Origin of the sequence: Avibacterium sp. 21-594 (genome assembly GCF_026226815.1) — a bacterium.
Classification (GTDB): Bacteria; Pseudomonadota; Gammaproteobacteria; order Enterobacterales; family Pasteurellaceae; genus Avibacterium; species Avibacterium avium.
This window is the reverse complement of the sequence record NZ_JAKKOC010000001.1, coordinates 2,017,656-2,035,441: the sequence shown is the minus strand read 5'-3', so window position 1 is coordinate 2,035,441 and position 17,786 is coordinate 2,017,656. Positions and strand designations below refer to the sequence as shown.

9 protein-coding genes are annotated in these 17,786 nt (G+C 39.3%); 8 read left to right on the top strand and 1 reads right to left on the bottom strand.

All coding sequences use genetic code 11. The annotated features are described in order from the left end of the window. Nucleotides 1-4 precede the first annotated feature (4 nt). The 5 genes from iolG (at nucleotide 5) to L5B76_RS09820 (ending at nucleotide 6,281) form a co-directional block, all read left to right on the top strand. Nucleotides 5-1,015, top strand: coding sequence for an inositol 2-dehydrogenase (gene iolG, locus L5B76_RS09840; RefSeq protein ID WP_265755272.1), 1,011 nt, complete (start codon nucleotides 5-7; stop codon nucleotides 1,013-1,015). Between the two features lie 218 nt (nucleotides 1,016-1,233). Further along, nucleotides 1,234-2,376 carry a Gfo/Idh/MocA family protein gene (locus tag L5B76_RS09835; protein WP_115248636.1) on the top strand — a complete coding sequence of 381 codons (1,143 nt, stop codon included), beginning with the start codon at nucleotides 1,234-1,236 and terminating at the stop codon, nucleotides 2,374-2,376. 390 nt (nucleotides 2,377-2,766) lie between these two features. Further along, nucleotides 2,767-3,705 carry a substrate-binding domain-containing protein gene (locus L5B76_RS09830; RefSeq protein WP_265755271.1) on the top strand — a complete coding sequence of 313 codons (939 nt, stop codon included), beginning with the start codon at nucleotides 2,767-2,769 and terminating at the stop codon, nucleotides 3,703-3,705. A gap of 64 nt (nucleotides 3,706-3,769) precedes the next feature. Beyond that, nucleotides 3,770-5,290 (top strand): sugar ABC transporter ATP-binding protein, encoded by a 1,521-nt coding sequence (locus L5B76_RS09825; RefSeq protein WP_265755270.1) that lies wholly within the window; start codon nucleotides 3,770-3,772, stop codon nucleotides 5,288-5,290. Between the two features lie 34 nt (nucleotides 5,291-5,324). Then, nucleotides 5,325-6,281 carry an ABC transporter permease gene (locus tag L5B76_RS09820; RefSeq protein ID WP_115248633.1) on the top strand — a complete coding sequence of 319 codons (957 nt, stop codon included), beginning with the start codon at nucleotides 5,325-5,327 and terminating at the stop codon, nucleotides 6,279-6,281. Nucleotides 6,282-6,397: 116 nt separating this feature from the next. Here the strand turns inward: L5B76_RS09820 and iolB are convergent, their stop codons facing one another. After that, entirely contained in the window at nucleotides 6,398-7,222 is an 825-nt protein-coding gene (gene iolB, locus L5B76_RS09815; RefSeq protein WP_265755269.1) for a 5-deoxy-glucuronate isomerase, read from the bottom strand. A 221-nt stretch (nucleotides 7,223-7,443) separates the two neighbouring features. Between iolB and L5B76_RS09810 the strand changes: the two genes are divergently transcribed. From L5B76_RS09810 to rpoC, 3 genes are all read left to right on the top strand, one after another. Further along, nucleotides 7,444-8,958 (top strand): CoA-acylating methylmalonate-semialdehyde dehydrogenase, encoded by a 1,515-nt coding sequence (locus L5B76_RS09810; protein WP_265755267.1) that lies wholly within the window; start codon nucleotides 7,444-7,446, stop codon nucleotides 8,956-8,958. Nucleotides 8,959-9,313: 355 nt separating this feature from the next. Next, nucleotides 9,314-13,342: a DNA-directed RNA polymerase subunit beta gene (gene rpoB / locus L5B76_RS09805; protein ID WP_103854417.1), complete on the top strand. Its 4,029-nt coding sequence runs from the start codon at nucleotides 9,314-9,316 to the stop codon at nucleotides 13,340-13,342. A gap of 98 nt (nucleotides 13,343-13,440) precedes the next feature. Beyond that, nucleotides 13,441-17,703, top strand: coding sequence for a DNA-directed RNA polymerase subunit beta' (gene rpoC / locus L5B76_RS09800; protein ID WP_265755265.1), 4,263 nt, complete (start codon nucleotides 13,441-13,443; stop codon nucleotides 17,701-17,703). The last annotated feature ends 83 nt before the right edge of the window (nucleotides 17,704-17,786 follow it).

The following is a 17,786-nucleotide window of genomic DNA, read 5'->3' as shown; positions in this document are numbered from 1 at the left end:
CGTTATGATTAAAGTAGGTATTATTGGTGCAGGTCGTATTGGGCGAGTGCATTCAGAAAGTATTAGCAAATATGTAAAAGGTGCTGAAATTAAAGCTATTTCAGATATTAGAGTTACGGATGAATTAATCACATGGGCAGATAATATGGGCATTCCAAACGTCTATGATGATTATACTAAGATCCTTAACGATCCTGAGATTGACGCTGTTTTAGTTTGTTCTTCTACTGATACGCATGCTCCTATTTCTATTGAGGCGGCACGAGCAGGTAAACATATTTTCTGCGAAAAACCAGTTGATCCTAACAAAGATAAAATTCGTGAAGTATTAGCTGAAGTGGAAAAAGCAGGAGTTAAATTCCAAGTGGGTTTCAATCGCCGATTTGATCATAATTTTAAAGCAATTCGCGATCGTGTTGTGGCTGGTGATATTGGTGAGCCACATCTTATCCGTGTAACTTCTCGCGATCCTGATGCGCCACCGATTGAATATGTCAAAGTGTCTGGCGGTTTATTTTTTGATATGACCATTCATGATTTCGATATGATTCGTTATCTTTCTGGCAGTGAAGTCGTTGAAGTGTATGCCGCAGGAGGCGTTTTGGTGAATCCAGAAATTGGCAAAGCCGGAGACATTGATACTGCGGTAATTACATTAAAACTTGCAAATGGCGCGATTGGTGTTATCGATAATAGCCGTAAAGCAGTTTATGGATATGATCAGAGAGCGGAAGTTTTTGGTTCAAAAGGTGCGGTTCAAACAAGTAATGACACAGATTCAACCGCTGTTTACTCTTGTGAGTTAGGTGTAATATCTGAGAAACCAAAATACTTTTTCTTAGAGCGATATATGCAATCTTTTGCAGAAGAAATTAGATCTTTTGTTGAGGCTATTGTTCATGATAAACCAACTTTGGTTAATGGTAATGATGGGTTGCAGCCTGTATTAATTGCATTGGCGGCCAAAAAATCTCTAGAAGAAGGACGTCCTGTTAAAATAACTGAAGTATCTTAATTTCACCTATATTTTTCGTGTATAAGGATAAATAAGGCATCATATTTTTTATGATGCCTTTTCTGTTTTTATGGGTAAATACGGTATTTTTCTGCAAAATGCAACATAGATCACATTTTTGAAATAAAAAATTCATTTTTTATTTATTTGATTGAAAAGTTCTCTTTTAGAGGGTATGTTTTCAAGAGATTAATATTGTTGATTTTTAGGAGTCTAAGATGGATAAAGTACGAATTGGTTTAGTTGGTACTGGATACATAGGGCGTTGTCATGCAATTGCTTATGCGCAATTACCTACGGTTTTTAATTTGCAAGATAAAATTGAACTTGAATATTTGGCTGAAGTAAATTCAGAATTGGCCGATAAAAGAGCTAAAGAGTTTGGCTTTCGGCGTTCAACCGGGGATTGGAGAAGTTTAGTATCTGATCCTAGCGTAGATGTTGTTGATATTTGTACTCCAAACTTTTTACATAAAGATATTGCTCTGGAAGCGATTAAACATGGAAAAATAGTGTACTCTGAAAAACCTTTAGCTTTAACTGCATCGGAAGCTGAAGAGATGTATTTAGCAGCTAAAAAGGCAGGGGTTAAGACATTAATGGGATTTAATTACGCTAAAAATCCAACTAGCCAATTAGCGAGAGAGATCATTGCTAACGGTGAAATTGGTGAAGTGATCCATTTCTATGGTACTCACAATGAGGATTATTTAGCAAACCCAAGTACTCCTATAGATTGGCATTGCTATAAGCATTTGGCTGGGTTAGGAGCGCTAGGCGATTTAGGGGCGCATATAGTTCATATGGCTGAATATCTATTAGGTTCTGAAATTGAAAAAGTTTGTGGAGATATGCAGACAGTCATCTCACAACGTCCAGATCCTAAAGATAATAATTTGTTGCGTCGTGTTGAAAACGAGGATCAGGCTAGCGCACTAGTTAGATTTAAAAATGGCGCAATGGGAACGTTGGAAACATCGCGCATTGCTTGTGGGCGTAAAATGGGTTTAACCTATGTAGTTACTGGAACAAAAGGTACGCTTAGCTTTACACAGGAAAGAATGGCTGAATTAAAATTATATTTACATAATGATGCTTCTAATCGTCAAGGCTTTAAGACTTTACTTACTGGACCAGAGCATCCCGATTATGAAGCATTTTGTATAAGTTCAGGTCATGGGATTGGATTCAATGATCAGAAAGCAGTAGAAATTAGGGATTTAATCGAAGGTGTACTAAATAATAAATTAATCAGTCCTGATTTTTATGTTGGTTATCATATTTCTTGTGTGTTAGAGTCTATTGCTAAATCTGCTATTGAAAGATCTTGGATTGATGTTTCAGAGCTTCAAAAGGCTTAGGATTTAATATAATTTAACTCACATTTCTGTAATGGGAAGTTACTTTTCTTTGGTAACTTCTCTTTTCTAATTTCTTTATCTTTAGCCTTCAGCGCGTCCCTCTTTATTTTTCACAATGTAATAAGTATCTTTTTGATTTGGATAAAAAAATCGTTTGTTTTCAAATGTTTTTGTAAGAAATCAAAAAAATAGATAAAAATATTACCGCACTTATAAAAAATGAGACATATTTCACAAATTATTAACTTGGTATTTGTAAAAGTATTGATCCAATGATATACATAAACTGAATCATTTGTTTCAAGTGGTTTTTGTTTGGAATTTATATTCTTCTATCTTGGGATATAGTTGTTTCCATAGTGATTAACTCAACTTAAAAAGGCTAATCGTATGAAAAAGACATTACTAACCTTATTATGTAGTAGCTTGTTATTAACCTCTCAGATCGCCTCTGCAAAAACTTATGTAATTGGTGCGCCAATGAATTCTTTTGCTGATAAATGGCAAACATATCTTCAGGATGCTATTCGTGAGTTTGACAAGCAACACGATGATGTTGAATTTAAACTTTCCGATGCAAATGCTGATTCCGCACGTCAATTAAATGATGTAGAAACATTTATCGACCAAAATGTTGATGCACTTTTAGTTGTGCCAAATGATCCTAATATTGTAAAAGCAATTGGAAGAAAAGCTAAAAAAGCAGGGATCCCATTGATTATTGTTAATCGTCGTCCAAATGATGATGATTTAGATAAATATGTAACTAGTTTTGTTGGTTCTGATGAAATCGAAGGAGGAAGGATTCAAGGAAATTATGTTGTTAATACATTAGATGGTAAGAAAGGGGAGGCATTAATTTTATTAGGCCCTTTAGGCCAAGATGCAGTGACAAAACGTACTCAAGGTAATAAAGATATTTTGAGCGCGCATAAAAACATCAGTATTGTCGCAGAGCAAGAAGGTAAATGGGAACGTGATAGAGGTCTTGCTATTGCAGAAAATGTACTTGCGGGCCAAAACTCAATTAATGTTGTTGTAAGCAATAATGATGAGATGGCTATTGGTGCAATATTGGCTTCACGTAAGCTTGGTATTAAAGATGAAGATATTATTATCGTTGGTCTTGATGCTACTCCAGATGCATTAGAATATTTAGGTAAAGGACTAGATGCAACAGTATTCCAATCTGCGAAAGGACAAGGGTATGCTGGTGCTGAAATTGCTTATCGTGCCGCTAAGGGAGAAAAAGTTGATAAGATCAAATGGGTACCATTTGAATTAGTTACGCCAGATAAAAAAGAAGAATATCAAGCAAAATATAAATAATATTTTTGGGAAGGGATTCTCCCTTCCTTTTCTGAAATTCCTTTAATTCGTTTAGGTGTCAATAATGAATATTTCAACAAATTCATCAAATTATATTTTAGAAATGAATAATGTTTCTAAAACATTTCCTGGTGTGAAGGCATTAGACGGCATTAACCTAAAAGTTAAACGTGGCAGTGTACACGCTTTAATGGGGGAAAATGGTGCTGGGAAATCTACGTTAATGAAAATTCTTTATGGAATTTATACTCCGGATCCTGGAAGTGAAATATTTTTGAGCGGTAAGCCGTTTAATCCATCTCGTCCAATTGATGCCATCCGTAAAGGATTAACAATGGTTCCGCAAGAAATTTCCCCAGCTGCTAATTTAACCATTGCAGATAACTTTTACTTAGGTCGAGAATTAACTAAGGGAAAATTTTTCTTAGATCAAAAAGAAATGAATGAGAAAGCGGCCAAGATTCTAGATGGGCTAGGTATCCCTATGGATGTAACCGTTAAAATGTCCGAGGTTTCGGTGGCCAAAGCTCAACTTGTAGCGATTGCAACAGCAGTTTCTAATAATGCGAAAGTCATCATTATGGATGAACCTACCACTTCTTTAACTGAAACTGAAGTCGATCAGCTATATAAAATTATTGAAACGGTTAAGAATCATGGTATTTCAGTTATTTTTATTTCACATAAATTAGATGAAGTATTCCGAGTTTCTGATGAAATTACAGTAATTCGAGATGGGCAATATGTTGGGACTAAACCAGCTTCAGAAGTAACGAAAGATGAGCTAATTTCAATGATGGTTGGACGCGATATGTCCGAAATGTTTCAAAGAGAACGAGTAGATATTTCAGATGAAGTTATTTTAGAGGTTAAAAATCTTACCCGTTCAGGTGTGTATCAAGATATTAATTTTAAAATTCATAAAGGTGAAATTTTTGGTATTGCTGGATTAGTTGGTGCAGGAAGAACTGAGGTTGTAGAGGCCTTGTTTGGTTATAAGCCAGCTGAAAGTGGAGAATTTTATATTCATGGTAATAAAGTTGAAATAAAAAATCCAGTTGATGCAATGAAGTACAAAATAGGTTTTGTTACGGAAGATAGAAAATTAACGGGATTATTTCTTAATTTGAGCATTACAGACAATATGATCATGCCCAAAATGTCTCCTTACTTAGAAAATTTTTTAATCTCAATTACTAGAGCTCAAGAGACAGTTATTGAGCAAAAAGATAAATTGAAAATCAAAGCCCCTAATGTTGAGGTTATCACGAATAATCTTTCAGGAGGAAATCAGCAGAAAGTTTTATTAGCGCGTTGGTTATTGTTAGAACCCGATATTTTAATACTGGATGAGCCAACAAAAGGCATTGATGTAGGAGCGAAAGCGGAGCTTTATAAATTAATGGTTGAGTTAGCTAAACAAGGTAAAACAATCATTATGATTACCTCAGATATGCTTGAATTATTGTCAATGAGTGATCGAGTAATGGTTATGCATGAAGGAAAGCAGGTTGGGATCATTCCACGACAAGAATTGTCTCAAGAACGAGTTTTAGAAATGGCTTCTGGCTTGACTCATAACTAGTCTTTTTATCGTATGTATATGTGAGGAATTTATTATGTCTAGTAGTACAATTAAAAAATTGCTAAATACTTATGGAATGGTATTTATCTTAATTGCTTTATTTTTGGCGTTATCAGTTTCAATAGATGGATTTTTTTCCGCAAGAACTGTTTGGAGTATTATAGAACAAGTTTCAATGTTTGGTATCATTGCCATTGGTGTAACATTCGCAATTATTACCACAGGGATTGATTTATCTTCGGGTTCTATTGTTGCTCTTACTTCTGTTGTTGCAGCATCAGTTGTGACAGGTGGAGATGCAGTCAGTGCAGCATTTTTAGCTTTTGCATTATCTATATTGTTGGGGGCGTTACTTGGTGCAATTAATGGTGGATTAACAGCTATTGGCTCTATTCCTCCTTTTATCGCCACTCTTGGAATGATGATCATTGCTCGTGGTGCGGCTCAACTTTATTCTGATGGGAGACCGATAGATGCTTCATCGGAAGCTTTTACTTGGATTTCTGATGTGAGTTTCTTTGGGTTACCTGGGTTGGTGATTCTATATATTCTTGTTGTAATTGGATCTCATATTTTATTAAGTCGATCTACATTTGGACGTCATGTTTATGCCGTTGGTGGGAATTTAAATGCAGCTAAAATTTGTGGGATAAACACTACAAAAACATTAATTTGGGTGTATGTTCTTGCTGGAGCATTATCAGGATTAGCAGGAGCAATGCTAGCAGCTCGTACTTATGCAGGAAATCCGTCATATGGATTGGCGTGGGAGCTTGATGCCATTGCTGCAGCAGTTATCGGAGGTGTTTCTCTTAGCGGAGGTATTGGAACTATCCCAATGTGTGTGATTGGAGCATTGATCATTGGTACAACAAATAAAGGTCTAAATATGTTGGGAGTAGATCCATACTGGCAACAGATTGTTAAAGGCTTGATTATTGTCGTCGCCGTATTGATTGACACCTTAAAAAGACGTAAAAAAGGCAGATAAAGAGAAAGACTTAAAAGAAAATGGCTTACATTGGTATTATCAAGTAAGCCATTTTTATACTTTTTATAAAATATAAGCCAGCAATTTTGCTGGCTGTATTGGTAAAGACAAATGCGCTATGCCTCGAATTTATGTGCATATTCTTCAGTATTAATCCACTGATGATCTTTTTCCCAGGTAAAACGCCATTTCCGAACAGGGCCAGCCATCACATTTAAATAGTAGTTATTATAACCAGCTATTGTGGCAACTGGATGATATCCTTTTGGCACTTTGACAACATCACCATCGTAAACCGCCATACATTCATCTAAGCTACGATCATCTGTATAAACCCGTTGAAGACAAAATCCTTGACTTGGTTCAAAGCGGTGGTAGTAGGTTTCTTCTAGATAGGTTTCAGTTTCACTGTTTTTTTGATCGTGTTTATGGCTTGGGAAAGAACTCGTGTTTCCTTCATCGGTAAATACTTCAACGACAAGTAACGCATCGGCTGCTTCAGTTTCTGGAAGAATGTTGTGTACAAGGCGCTTATTATTACCATATCCACGTTTTTCTACGCCGACATCCTCAGGTTTAATCAGTCTTGTTGGAAGAGTACCTTGGCTTGGCGCTCTACAAATTGCAATTTCTGTTTCAGTTTCTGCTTTAATGAAAACTTCTTTGTTATGAGGAACATAAAGCGCATAAGGTGGGATTCGTTCAAAAGGCGTTGCCCTATTCCCTATTCTAGAAAAGACTTGTCTTTCGGTCTCGAAAGTTGCGTAGCCAGAAACCATAACGAAACAGATTTCAGTTCCTTCTGTTTTAATATGATATGACATATCCTTGGACAGGTGGAGTAATTCAAATCCAACATACTCCCAGCTAGCATTTTCTGGAGTAATTTGTTGGCGAAGCCCATTGGTAATATTTTTTGATTTTGCTAATAATTTACTCATAACAAACCTCTTTGTTTTGTGGGAAATGTGAGATATAGAGAGACTAGAGTATAGGTTAGAAGTGCTGGATAGTGAACTTTGTATTGTTAAAGATGTAGCCTAGATCACAAAATGAAATAAAAAATAATTTTTAAGTTCGGTTTAAATTGAAATTTTTATTTCAAAATAGTATGTTTACCTATACTAGTAACTTAATTAATATCAACTGAGTGAGGATAATTATGAAACCAGTTATTCCAAATTTTATCAATGGCCGCCTTGTGGAAAGCAATAGCCAAAGAACAGCGTTTGTTTATAATCCAGCAACTGGAGAACAAACAAAACAAGTTAAATTAAGTACAACAAGTGAGATGGAACAAGCTATTGGGGCCGCACAAGAGGCATTCTATGATTGGTCTCAGCAATCACCATTACGCAGAGCAAGAGTATTATTTAAATTTAAAACTTTGTTAGAAGAACATTTCGATGAATTGGCTCGCCTAATTACTAATGAGCATGGAAAGATTTATTCTGATTCTGTTGGTGAATTAACCCGAGGGTTGGAAGTTGTTGAATTTGCAACTGGTATTCCACACTTATTAAAAGGTGAGTATTCAGCAAATGTTGGAAGAGGGATTGATAGCTTTTCTATTATGCAACCATTAGGTGTTGTCGCAGGAATTACACCCTTTAATTTCCCAGCTATGGTTCCAATGTGGATGTTCCCTATTGCTTTAGCTTGTGGTAATACGTTTGTTTTAAAACCATCAGAAAAAGATCCTTCACTTTCTATTCGTTTAGCCGAGCTATTAAAAGAAGCGGGATTACCCGATGGGGTATTTAATGTTGTTCAAGGTGATAAAGAAGTTGTAGATGTATTGCTAAAAGATCCTCGAGTTCAAGCAGTAAGTTTCGTTGGTTCAACCCCAATCGCCCAATATATCTATGAAACGGGATCTGCCTATGGAAAACGTGTACAAGCACTTGGAGGGGCAAAAAATCATGCATTGATTATGCCAGATGCAGATATTGAAACAACAGCAAATGCGCTATTAGGGGCTGCTTTTGGTGCGGCAGGTGAACGTTGCATGGCATTATCCGTTGCGGTTACTATTGATGATAATTATGCCGACCTTTTGGTTAAGAATTTAGCACCTAAAGTAGAGGCGTTACGTATCGGGCCGGGTATTTTACCTGATGGTGAAAAAGAAAATGATATGGGGCCTTTAATTTCTAAAGAACATTTGAACAAAGTCTCTAGTTATGTTGATTCAGGAGTTACTGAGGGTGCAAAACTCGTTGTTGATGGTCGACATTACAAAGTAGCAGGACACGAAGATGGTTATTTTATCGGTGGTAGTTTGTTTGATCATGTCACACCAGATATGACTATTTATAAAGAAGAAATTTTTGGTCCAGTTCTTGCCATTGTTCGTGCTAAAAATTACCAAGAAGCAATTAATCTGATCAATGCACATCAATATGGTAATGGTAGTGCAATATTTACGAGTGATGGTGACGCTGCGCGTCAATATAGCCATGATGTTAAAGCTGGTATGGTTGGTATTAATATCCCAATTCCAGTTCCTATGGCATTCCATTGCTTTGGTGGATGGAAAGCTTCTATTTTTGGGCCGCTCAATGCTTATGGACCTGACGGTGTTCGCTTCTATACAAGAATGAAAACAGTAACTAGCCGCTGGCCTAACAATAAAGTAAGAGATGGTGGCGCTGCTTTTAGTATGCCAACATTGTAACGATTATCTTTCAAGATAATTTGTATAACGCCCGTTTCAATCAGAAACGGGCTTTTATATATCCGAATTATTTGAAATGTAAATTGACTTTATCTTGCGAGATATTATATAATACTCAGCCATTTTTAATTCACAAACCTTTTTGGATTAAAAATATACTGAATAATCACCGTTTTGTTGCGTGAATCAGGCTAGTTTTCTGGTAGTTTGATGGCAACCCGCTCATCAGAAGTAAGGTTCAGAGTGCGGTATCTGAAAACGGATTCATCATTGATATGATAAAAATGCGTGAAAAAATCACCGCACTTTTCTTTTATATCAACTCGGTCTCACTAAAATTTACTGAGGAAAACCAATGGGTTACTCCTATACTGAGAAAAAACGTATTCGTAAAGACTTCGGCAAACGTCCGCAAGTTTTAAATGTACCTTATTTATTAACTATTCAACTTGATTCTTTCGATAAATTTATCCAAAGAGATCCAGATGGTCAGCAAGGCTTAGAAGCGGCATTCCGTTCTGTATTTCCAATTGTCAGCAACAATGGCAATACGGAATTACAATATGTGAGCTATCGCTTAGGCGAGCCAGTATTTGATGTGCGTGAATGTCAAATTCGCGGTACCACTTATGCTGCACCATTGCGTGTGAAATTACGTCTTGTTAGCTATGACAAAGATGCCGCGCCAGGCACAATTAAAGATATTAAAGAACAAGAAGTTTATATGGGTGAAATCCCATTAATGACAGATAACGGAACATTTGTGATTAATGGTACTGAGCGTGTAATCGTTTCGCAATTACACCGTAGCCCAGGCGTATTCTTTGATAGCGACAAAGGTAAAACGCACTCATCAGGAAAAGTGCTTTATAACGCACGTATTATTCCTTACCGTGGTTCTTGGTTAGATTTTGAGTTTGATCCAAAAGATAACTTATATGCGCGTATTGACCGCCGCCGTAAATTGCCGGCAACCATTATTTTGCGTGCATTAAACTATACAACAGAAGAAATTTTAGACTTATTCTTCGATAAAGTTGTTTTCCAAATTGAAGATAACAAATTATTAATGACCTTAGTGCCAGAAAGATTGCGTGGTGAAACGGCAACTTTCGATATTGTGGCAAATGGAAAAACTTATGTTGAAGTCGGTCGCCGTATTACTGCTCGTCATATCCGCGCCCTTGAAAAAGACAATGTGACTCAGGTTGAAGTGCCAACAGAATACATTGTGGGTAAAGTGGCAGCGAAAGATTATGTTGATCTTGAAACTGGCGAAGTGATTTGTCCTGCCAATGGTGAAATTACGCTAGAGATTTTAGCGAAACTTGCTCAAGCAGGTTACAAAACGATCGAAACCCTATTTACTAACGATTTAGACTACGGCCCATATATTTCAGATACTTTACGCGTAGATCCAACTACTGATCGCTTAAGTGCATTGGTTGAAATCTATCGTATGATGCGTCCAGGTGAGCCGCCAACAAAAGAAGCGGCAGAAGGTTTATTTGATAACCTGTTCTTCTCACCAGATCGCTATGATTTATCTGCGGTAGGTCGTATGAAATTCAACCGCTCTTTAGGCATTGAAGAAACCACTGGCAGCGGCATTTTAAGCAAAGAAGATATCGTTAATGTAATGCGTAAATTAATCGATATCCGTAATGGCCGTGGCGAAGTAGATGATATTGACCACTTAGGTAACCGCCGTATTCGTTCAGTAGGTGAAATGGCAGAAAACCAATTCCGTATTGGTTTAGTGCGTGTTGAGCGTGCGGTGAAAGAGCGTCTTTCTTTAGGCGATCTTGAAGCAGTTACACCACAAGATTTAATCAATGCCAAACCAATTTCGGCAGCGGTGAAAGAATTCTTTGGTTCATCACAACTTTCCCAGTTTATGGATCAAAATAACCCGCTTTCAGAAGTAACCCATAAACGCCGTATTTCAGCCTTAGGGCCAGGTGGTTTAACCCGTGAACGTGCAGGCTTTGAGGTGCGAGATGTTCACGCAACTCACTATGGTCGCGTGTGTCCAATCGAAACCCCTGAAGGTCCAAACATCGGTTTGATCAACTCTTTAGCGGTGTATGCGCGTACTAACGATTATGGTTTCTTAGAAACACCATATCGCAAAGTGGTAAATGGCCAAGTTACTGAAGAAATTGAATATTTATCTGCTATTGAAGAAGGCAAATATATCATTGCGCAGGCGAACTCAAACTTAGATGATGAATTACGCTTTACCGATACTTTCGTAACCTGTCGTGGTGAACACGGTGAGTCTGGTTTATATCGTCCAGAAGAAATTCACTATATGGACGTATCTACACAGCAAATCGTTTCTGTGGCAGCGGCGCTTATCCCGTTCCTTGAACACGATGATGCGAACCGTGCCTTGATGGGGGCGAACATGCAACGCCAAGCGGTACCAACCTTGCGTGCGGATAAACCATTAGTCGGTACAGGTATGGAAAAACCGGTGGCATTAGACTCTGGTGTTGCGGTTGTAGCAAAACGTGGTGGAACAATCCAATACGTTGATGCTTCGCGTATCGTTGTAAAAGTAAACGAAGATGAAACCGTTGCAGGTGAAGCCGGTATTGATATTTACAACCTTGTGAAATATACCCGCTCTAACCAAAATACTTGTATTAACCAAATTCCTTGCGTGAAATTAGGTGAGCCAATTGAGCGTGGTGAAATCCTTGCTGATGGTCCTTCAACGGATTTAGGTGAACTTGCCCTTGGTCAAAATATGCGCGTGGCATTTATGCCTTGGAATGGTTATAACTTCGAAGACTCAATGTTAGTGTCTGAGCGTGTGGTGCAAGAAGATCGTTTCACCACTATTCACATTCAAGAGCTTTCTTGTGTGGCGCGTGATACCAAACTTGGTTCTGAAGAAATCACTGCAGATATTCCAAACGTAGGTGAAGCGGCATTAAGCAAACTTGATGAATCAGGGATTGTGTATATCGGTGCAGAAGTAAAAGGCGGCGATATTCTTGTGGGTAAAGTAACACCAAAAGGTGAAACGCAATTAACCCCAGAAGAAAAATTATTACGCGCAATCTTTGGTGAAAAAGCGTCTGATGTAAAAGATTCTTCATTACGCGTACCAAACAGCGTATCTGGTACAGTTATTGACGTTCAAGTGTTCACCCGTGATGGCGTAGAAAAAGATAAACGCGCTTTAGAAATCGAAGAAATGCAGTTAAAACAAGCGAAAAAAGATCTTGTGGAAGAATTAGAGATCTTAGAAGCAGGCTTGTTTGCTCGCGTTCGCAACTTATTGATTTCAGGCGGAATTGACGCTGCGCAATTAGATCAATTAGAACGCACCAAATGGTTAGAACAAACCCTTTCAGACGAAGCGAAACAAAGCCAGTTAGAGCAATTAGCTGAGCAATATGAAGAACTTCGTAAAGACTTTGAGCATAAACTTGAAGTAAAACGTGGCAAAATTATTCAAGGTGATGATCTTGCACCGGGCGTATTGAAAGTGGTGAAAGTATATCTTGCGGTGAAACGCCAAATCCAACCAGGGGATAAAATGGCGGGTCGTCACGGTAACAAAGGGGTTATCTCAAAAATCAACCCAGTTGAAGATATGCCGTATGACGAAAATGGTCAGCCAGTAGATATCGTATTGAACCCACTGGGCGTACCTTCACGTATGAACATCGGTCAGATCCTTGAAACGCACTTAGGTTTAGCGGCGAAAGGAATTGGTGATCAAATCAATGCAATGATCAAGCAAAAACAAGATGTTGAGAAATTGCGTGGTTATATCCAAAAAGCCTATGACTTAGGTGGCGGTTCACAAAAAGTGGATCTTTCAACCTTTACCGATGAAGAAGTGATGCGTTTAGCACAAAACTTACGCAAAGGTTTACCATTGGCAACGCCAGTATTTGATGGTGCGCACGAAGAAGAAATTAAAGGCTTATTAGAGCTAGGTGGGTTGCCAACTTCAGGTCAAATTACCTTATACGATGGTCGCACAGGTGAGAAATTTGAACGTCCAGTAACCGTAGGTTATATGTATATGCTCAAATTGAACCACTTAGTTGATGACAAAATGCACGCGCGTTCAACAGGTTCTTATAGCCTTGTTACGCAGCAACCATTGGGTGGTAAAGCACAGTTCGGTGGTCAGCGTTTCGGTGAGATGGAGGTTTGGGCGCTTGAAGCTTATGGTGCCGCTTACACCTTACAAGAAATGCTTACCGTTAAATCCGATGATGTGAACGGCCGTACGAAGATGTACAAAAACATCGTGAGCGGTAACCAACAAATGGATCCGGGTACACCAGAATCTTTCAACGTAATTATGAAAGAAATTCGTTCACTCGGTATCAACATCGACTTAGACGAAGAATAATCTGATAAGCGAAAGCTAAAGTACGCTCAAGTGCGGTGAAAAAATTCAAAATTTTACACCGCACTTGGATAAGTTTAACTCCGACAGGAGCAAAATCTGTGAAAGACTTAGTTAAGTTTTTAAAAGCACAATCTAAATCCAGCGAAGATTTTGATGTGATCAAAATTGGTTTAGCCTCACCTGATATGATCCGTTCTTGGTCATTTGGTGAAGTTAAGAAACCTGAAACCATCAACTACCGTACGTTTAAACCAGAGCGTGACGGACTTTTCTGTGCGCGTATTTTCGGGCCAGTAAAAGACTACGAATGTTTATGCGGAAAATATAAACGCTTAAAACACCGTGGGGTAATTTGTGAAAAATGTGGCGTAGAAGTGACACAAGCAAAAGTTCGCCGTGAACGTATGGGGCATATTGAACTTGCTTCACCTGTTGCTCATATCTGGTTCTTAAAATCTTTACCGTCCCGTATCGGCTTATTATTAGATATGCCGTTGCGTGATATTGAACGTGTACTTTATTTTGAATCTTACATTGTTACTGAGCCGGGAATGACTGATCTTGAAAAAGGTCAATTATTAACGGAAGAACAATATATGGACGCAGAAGACCGTTGGGGCGATGAATTTGAAGCCAAAATGGGGGCGGAAGCGATCCAAGCGTTATTGCGTGATATGGATCTAGAAGTGGAATGTGAAACCTTGCGTGAAGAGTTGCAAGAAACCAATTCAGAAACTAAACGCAAAAAAATCACGAAACGCTTAAAATTATTAGAATCTTTCATTCAATCAGGCAATAAACCTGAATGGATGGTGATGACCGTATTGCCAGTGTTACCACCAGATTTACGTCCATTAGTGCCACTTGATGGCGGACGTTTTGCCACTTCAGATTTGAACGATTTATATCGCCGTGTGATCAACCGTAATAACCGTTTAAAACGCTTATTAGACTTGATCGCGCCAGATATTATCGTGCGTAACGAAAAACGTATGTTACAAGAATCTGTTGATGCGTTATTAGATAATGGTCGCCGTGGCCGTGCAATTACCGGTTCTAACCGCCGTCCATTGAAATCACTTGCGGATATGATCAAAGGTAAACAAGGTCGTTTCCGTCAAAACTTATTGGGTAAACGTGTAGATTACTCAGGCCGTTCTGTAATCACCGTAGGGCCATACTTACATCTACATCAATGTGGTTTACCGAAAAAAATGGCGTTGGAATTATTCCGTCCATTTATTTATGCCAAATTAGAAAGCCGTGGCTTTGCAACTACAATCAAAGCCGCGAAGAAAATGGTTGAGCGTGAAGACGCTATCGTATGGGATATTTTGGCAGAAGTAATTCGTGAACACCCAATCCTATTGAACCGTGCGCCAACCTTGCACCGTTTGGGTATTCAAGCCTTTGAGCCGATCTTAATTGAAGGTAAAGCGATTCAATTACACCCATTAGTGTGTGCGGCGTTCAACGCGGACTTCGATGGTGACCAAATGGCGGTTCACGTGCCATTAACCCTTGAAGCACAGCTTGAAGCACGTGCTTTGATGATGTCAACCAACAACATTCTTTCACCAGCAAATGGTGAGCCGATTATCGTACCATCACAGGACGTTGTATTAGGTCTTTACTATATGACCCGTGATAAAGTGAACGGTAAAGGCGAAGGAATGTTATTGCAAGATCCACGCGAAGCGGAGAAAGCTTATCGTACAGGTCAAGCGGAATTACATTCTCGCGTGAAAGTGCGTATCACAGAATATGTGAAAGATGCCTCTAACGAATTTGTACCGCAAACTAGCCTTGTGGACACCACAATTGGTCGCGCCATTTTATGGATGATCGCACCAAAAGGTATGCCATTTAGCTTGTTCAACCAAACCTTAGGCAAAAAAGCGATTTCAAAATTAATTAACGAAAGCTATCGCCGTTTAGGATTGAAAGCGAGCGTATTGTTTGCTGACCAAATTATGTACACCGGTTTTGCTTACGCTGCACGTTCTGGTTCATCAGTAGGGATTGATGATATGGTGATCCCAGCGAAGAAATATGAAATTATTTCAGCCGCAGAACAAGAAGTCGCAGAAATCCAAGAGCAATTCCAATCAGGTTTGGTAACAGCAGGTGAGCGTTATAACAAAGTAATCGATATTTGGGCGGCGGCGAATGAGCGCGTAGCCAAAGCGATGATGGAAAACCTTTCTCAAGAAGAAGTGGTAAACCATGAAGGTGAGCTAGAAAAACAAGCTTCATTTAACAGCATCTTTATGATGGCAGATTCTGGAGCGCGTGGTTCTGCCGCACAGATTCGTCAGCTTGCTGGTATGCGTGGTTTGATGGCGCGTCCAGACGGCTCAATTATCGAAACACCAATTACCGCAAACTTCCGTGAAGGCTTGAACGTACTTCAGTACTTTATTTCAACCCACGGTGCGCGTAAAGGTTTGGCGGATACGGCATTAAAAACGGCGAACTCTGGTTACTTAACCCGCCGTTTAGTCGATGTGGCACAAGATTTAGTGATCATCGAAGATGACTGTGGCACTTACGAAGGTATCGTAATGACCCCATTAATCGAAGGGGGAGATGTAAAAGAACCTCTGCGTGATCGTGTATTAGGTCGTGTGGCGGCAGAAGACATCTTAAAACCGGGGACAGACGAAGTTTTAATTCCGCGTAATACTTTATTAGATGAAAAACTTTGTGATCTAATTGATGAAAATTCCGTAGATAGTATCAAGGTACGCTCTGTTGTAACCTGTGACACCAACTTTGGTGTGTGTGCGAAATGTTACGGACGCGATCTTGCACGCGGACACCTTATCAACCAAGGTGAAGCCGTGGGGGTTATCGCAGCACAATCAATCGGTGAGCCGGGTACACAGCTAACGATGCGTACGTTCCATATCGGTGGTGCGGCATCTGCGGCAGCGAAAGAATCAAGCATTCAAGTTAAGAATAACGGTACGTTACGTTTAGCCAACGTGAAATTCGTAACGAACAAAGAAGGCAAATTGGTCTTAACTTCGCGTAACACTGAATTAACCATTATTGACGCATTTGGTCGTACCAAAGAGCATTATAAAGTGCCTTACGGTGCAGTGTTAAACAAAGCAGATGGCGATGAAGTGAACGCGGGCGAAACCGTAGCGAACTGGGATCCACATACAATGCCAGTGGTTTCTGAAGTATCAGGTTTCGTGAAATTCGTAGATATTACTGATGGTGTAACTGTAACTCGTCAAACTGATGAATTAACTGGTCTATCTTCAATCGTAGTACAAGATGTGGGTGAACGTGCAACAGCAGGTAAGGATTTACGTCCAACCATTAAACTTGTTGATGCGCAAGGCAACGACATTCTTGTTGCAGGTTCAGATATACCTGCACAGTACACCTTACCAGGTAAAGCGATTGTAACCCTTGAAGATGGTGCGGAAGTTCACGTGGGGGATTCCCTTGCGCGTATTCCACAAGAATCAGCGGGAACGAAAGATATTACCGGTGGTCTTCCACGCGTAGCGGATCTCTTTGAAGCGCGTAAACCGAAAGAGCCAGCAATCCTAGCAGAAATTTCAGGTATTGTTTCCTTCGGTAAAGAAACCAAAGGTAAACGCCGCTTACTTATCACCCCAACAGAAGGTGAAGTGTACGAAGAAATGATTCCAAAATGGCGTCAGCTCAACGTATTTGAAGGCGAAATGGTAGAGCGTGGGGATCTGATTTCTGATGGTGCAGAAACGCCACACGATATTCTACGTTTGCGCGGTGTACACGCAGTAACTGATTACATTGTTAACGAAGTGCAAGAAGTTTACCGCTTACAAGGGGTAAAAATTAACGATAAACATATCGAAGTTATCGTTCGCCAAATGTTGCGTAAAGCCATCATCACGAAGGCTTATGACTCTGAATTCTTAGAAGGTGAGCAAGTGGAAGTTGCACGTGTGAAAATGGTTAACCAAAAACGTGAAGCGGAAGGTAAACCATTGGTTGAGTTTGAGCGTGAGTTATTGGGTATCACCAAAGCCTCATTGGCGACCGAATCCTTTATCTCAGCCGCCTCATTCCAAGAAACCACCCGCGTGCTTACGGAAGCAGCTGTGGCAGGTAAACGCGATGAATTACGTGGCTTGAAAGAGAACGTTATCGTTGGTCGTTTGATCCCAGCAGGTACAGGTTTTGCGTATCACCAACAACGCCAGAAAAACCGTGCCGCAGGTATCGTTGAACCTGAGCAAGTAACCAAAGCATCAACCATTTCTGATGAAGAAATTGCTTCAGAATTTACATTCACCGCAGACGATGCAACCGCAAGTCTTGCTGAAATGTTAAATATGGCAGAAGATGCAGAATAATCGCTAACAAGCAACCAAAAGCCCGAACATCGTGTCGGGCTTTTTTATTTGTGCGAATAAATAAGTTCGGTGAAAAAATCAAA

What these genes read in the sequence shown, in the direction of transcription:
- iolG (WP_265755272.1), top strand. Translation starts at nt 5, where the DNA reads ATGATTAAAGTAGGTATTATTGGTGCAGGTCGTATTGGGCGAGTGCAT.
- L5B76_RS09835 (WP_115248636.1), top strand. Translation starts at nt 1,234, where the DNA reads ATGGATAAAGTACGAATTGGTTTAGTTGGTACTGGATACATAGGGCGT.
- L5B76_RS09830 (WP_265755271.1), top strand. Translation starts at nt 2,767, where the DNA reads ATGAAAAAGACATTACTAACCTTATTATGTAGTAGCTTGTTATTAACC.
- L5B76_RS09825 (WP_265755270.1), top strand. Translation starts at nt 3,770, where the DNA reads ATGAATATTTCAACAAATTCATCAAATTATATTTTAGAAATGAATAAT.
- L5B76_RS09820 (WP_115248633.1), top strand. Translation starts at nt 5,325, where the DNA reads ATGTCTAGTAGTACAATTAAAAAATTGCTAAATACTTATGGAATGGTA.
- iolB (WP_265755269.1), bottom strand. Translation starts at nt 7,222, where the DNA reads ATGAGTAAATTATTAGCAAAATCAAAAAATATTACCAATGGGCTTCGC.
- L5B76_RS09810 (WP_265755267.1), top strand. Translation starts at nt 7,444, where the DNA reads ATGAAACCAGTTATTCCAAATTTTATCAATGGCCGCCTTGTGGAAAGC.
- rpoB (WP_103854417.1), top strand. Translation starts at nt 9,314, where the DNA reads ATGGGTTACTCCTATACTGAGAAAAAACGTATTCGTAAAGACTTCGGC.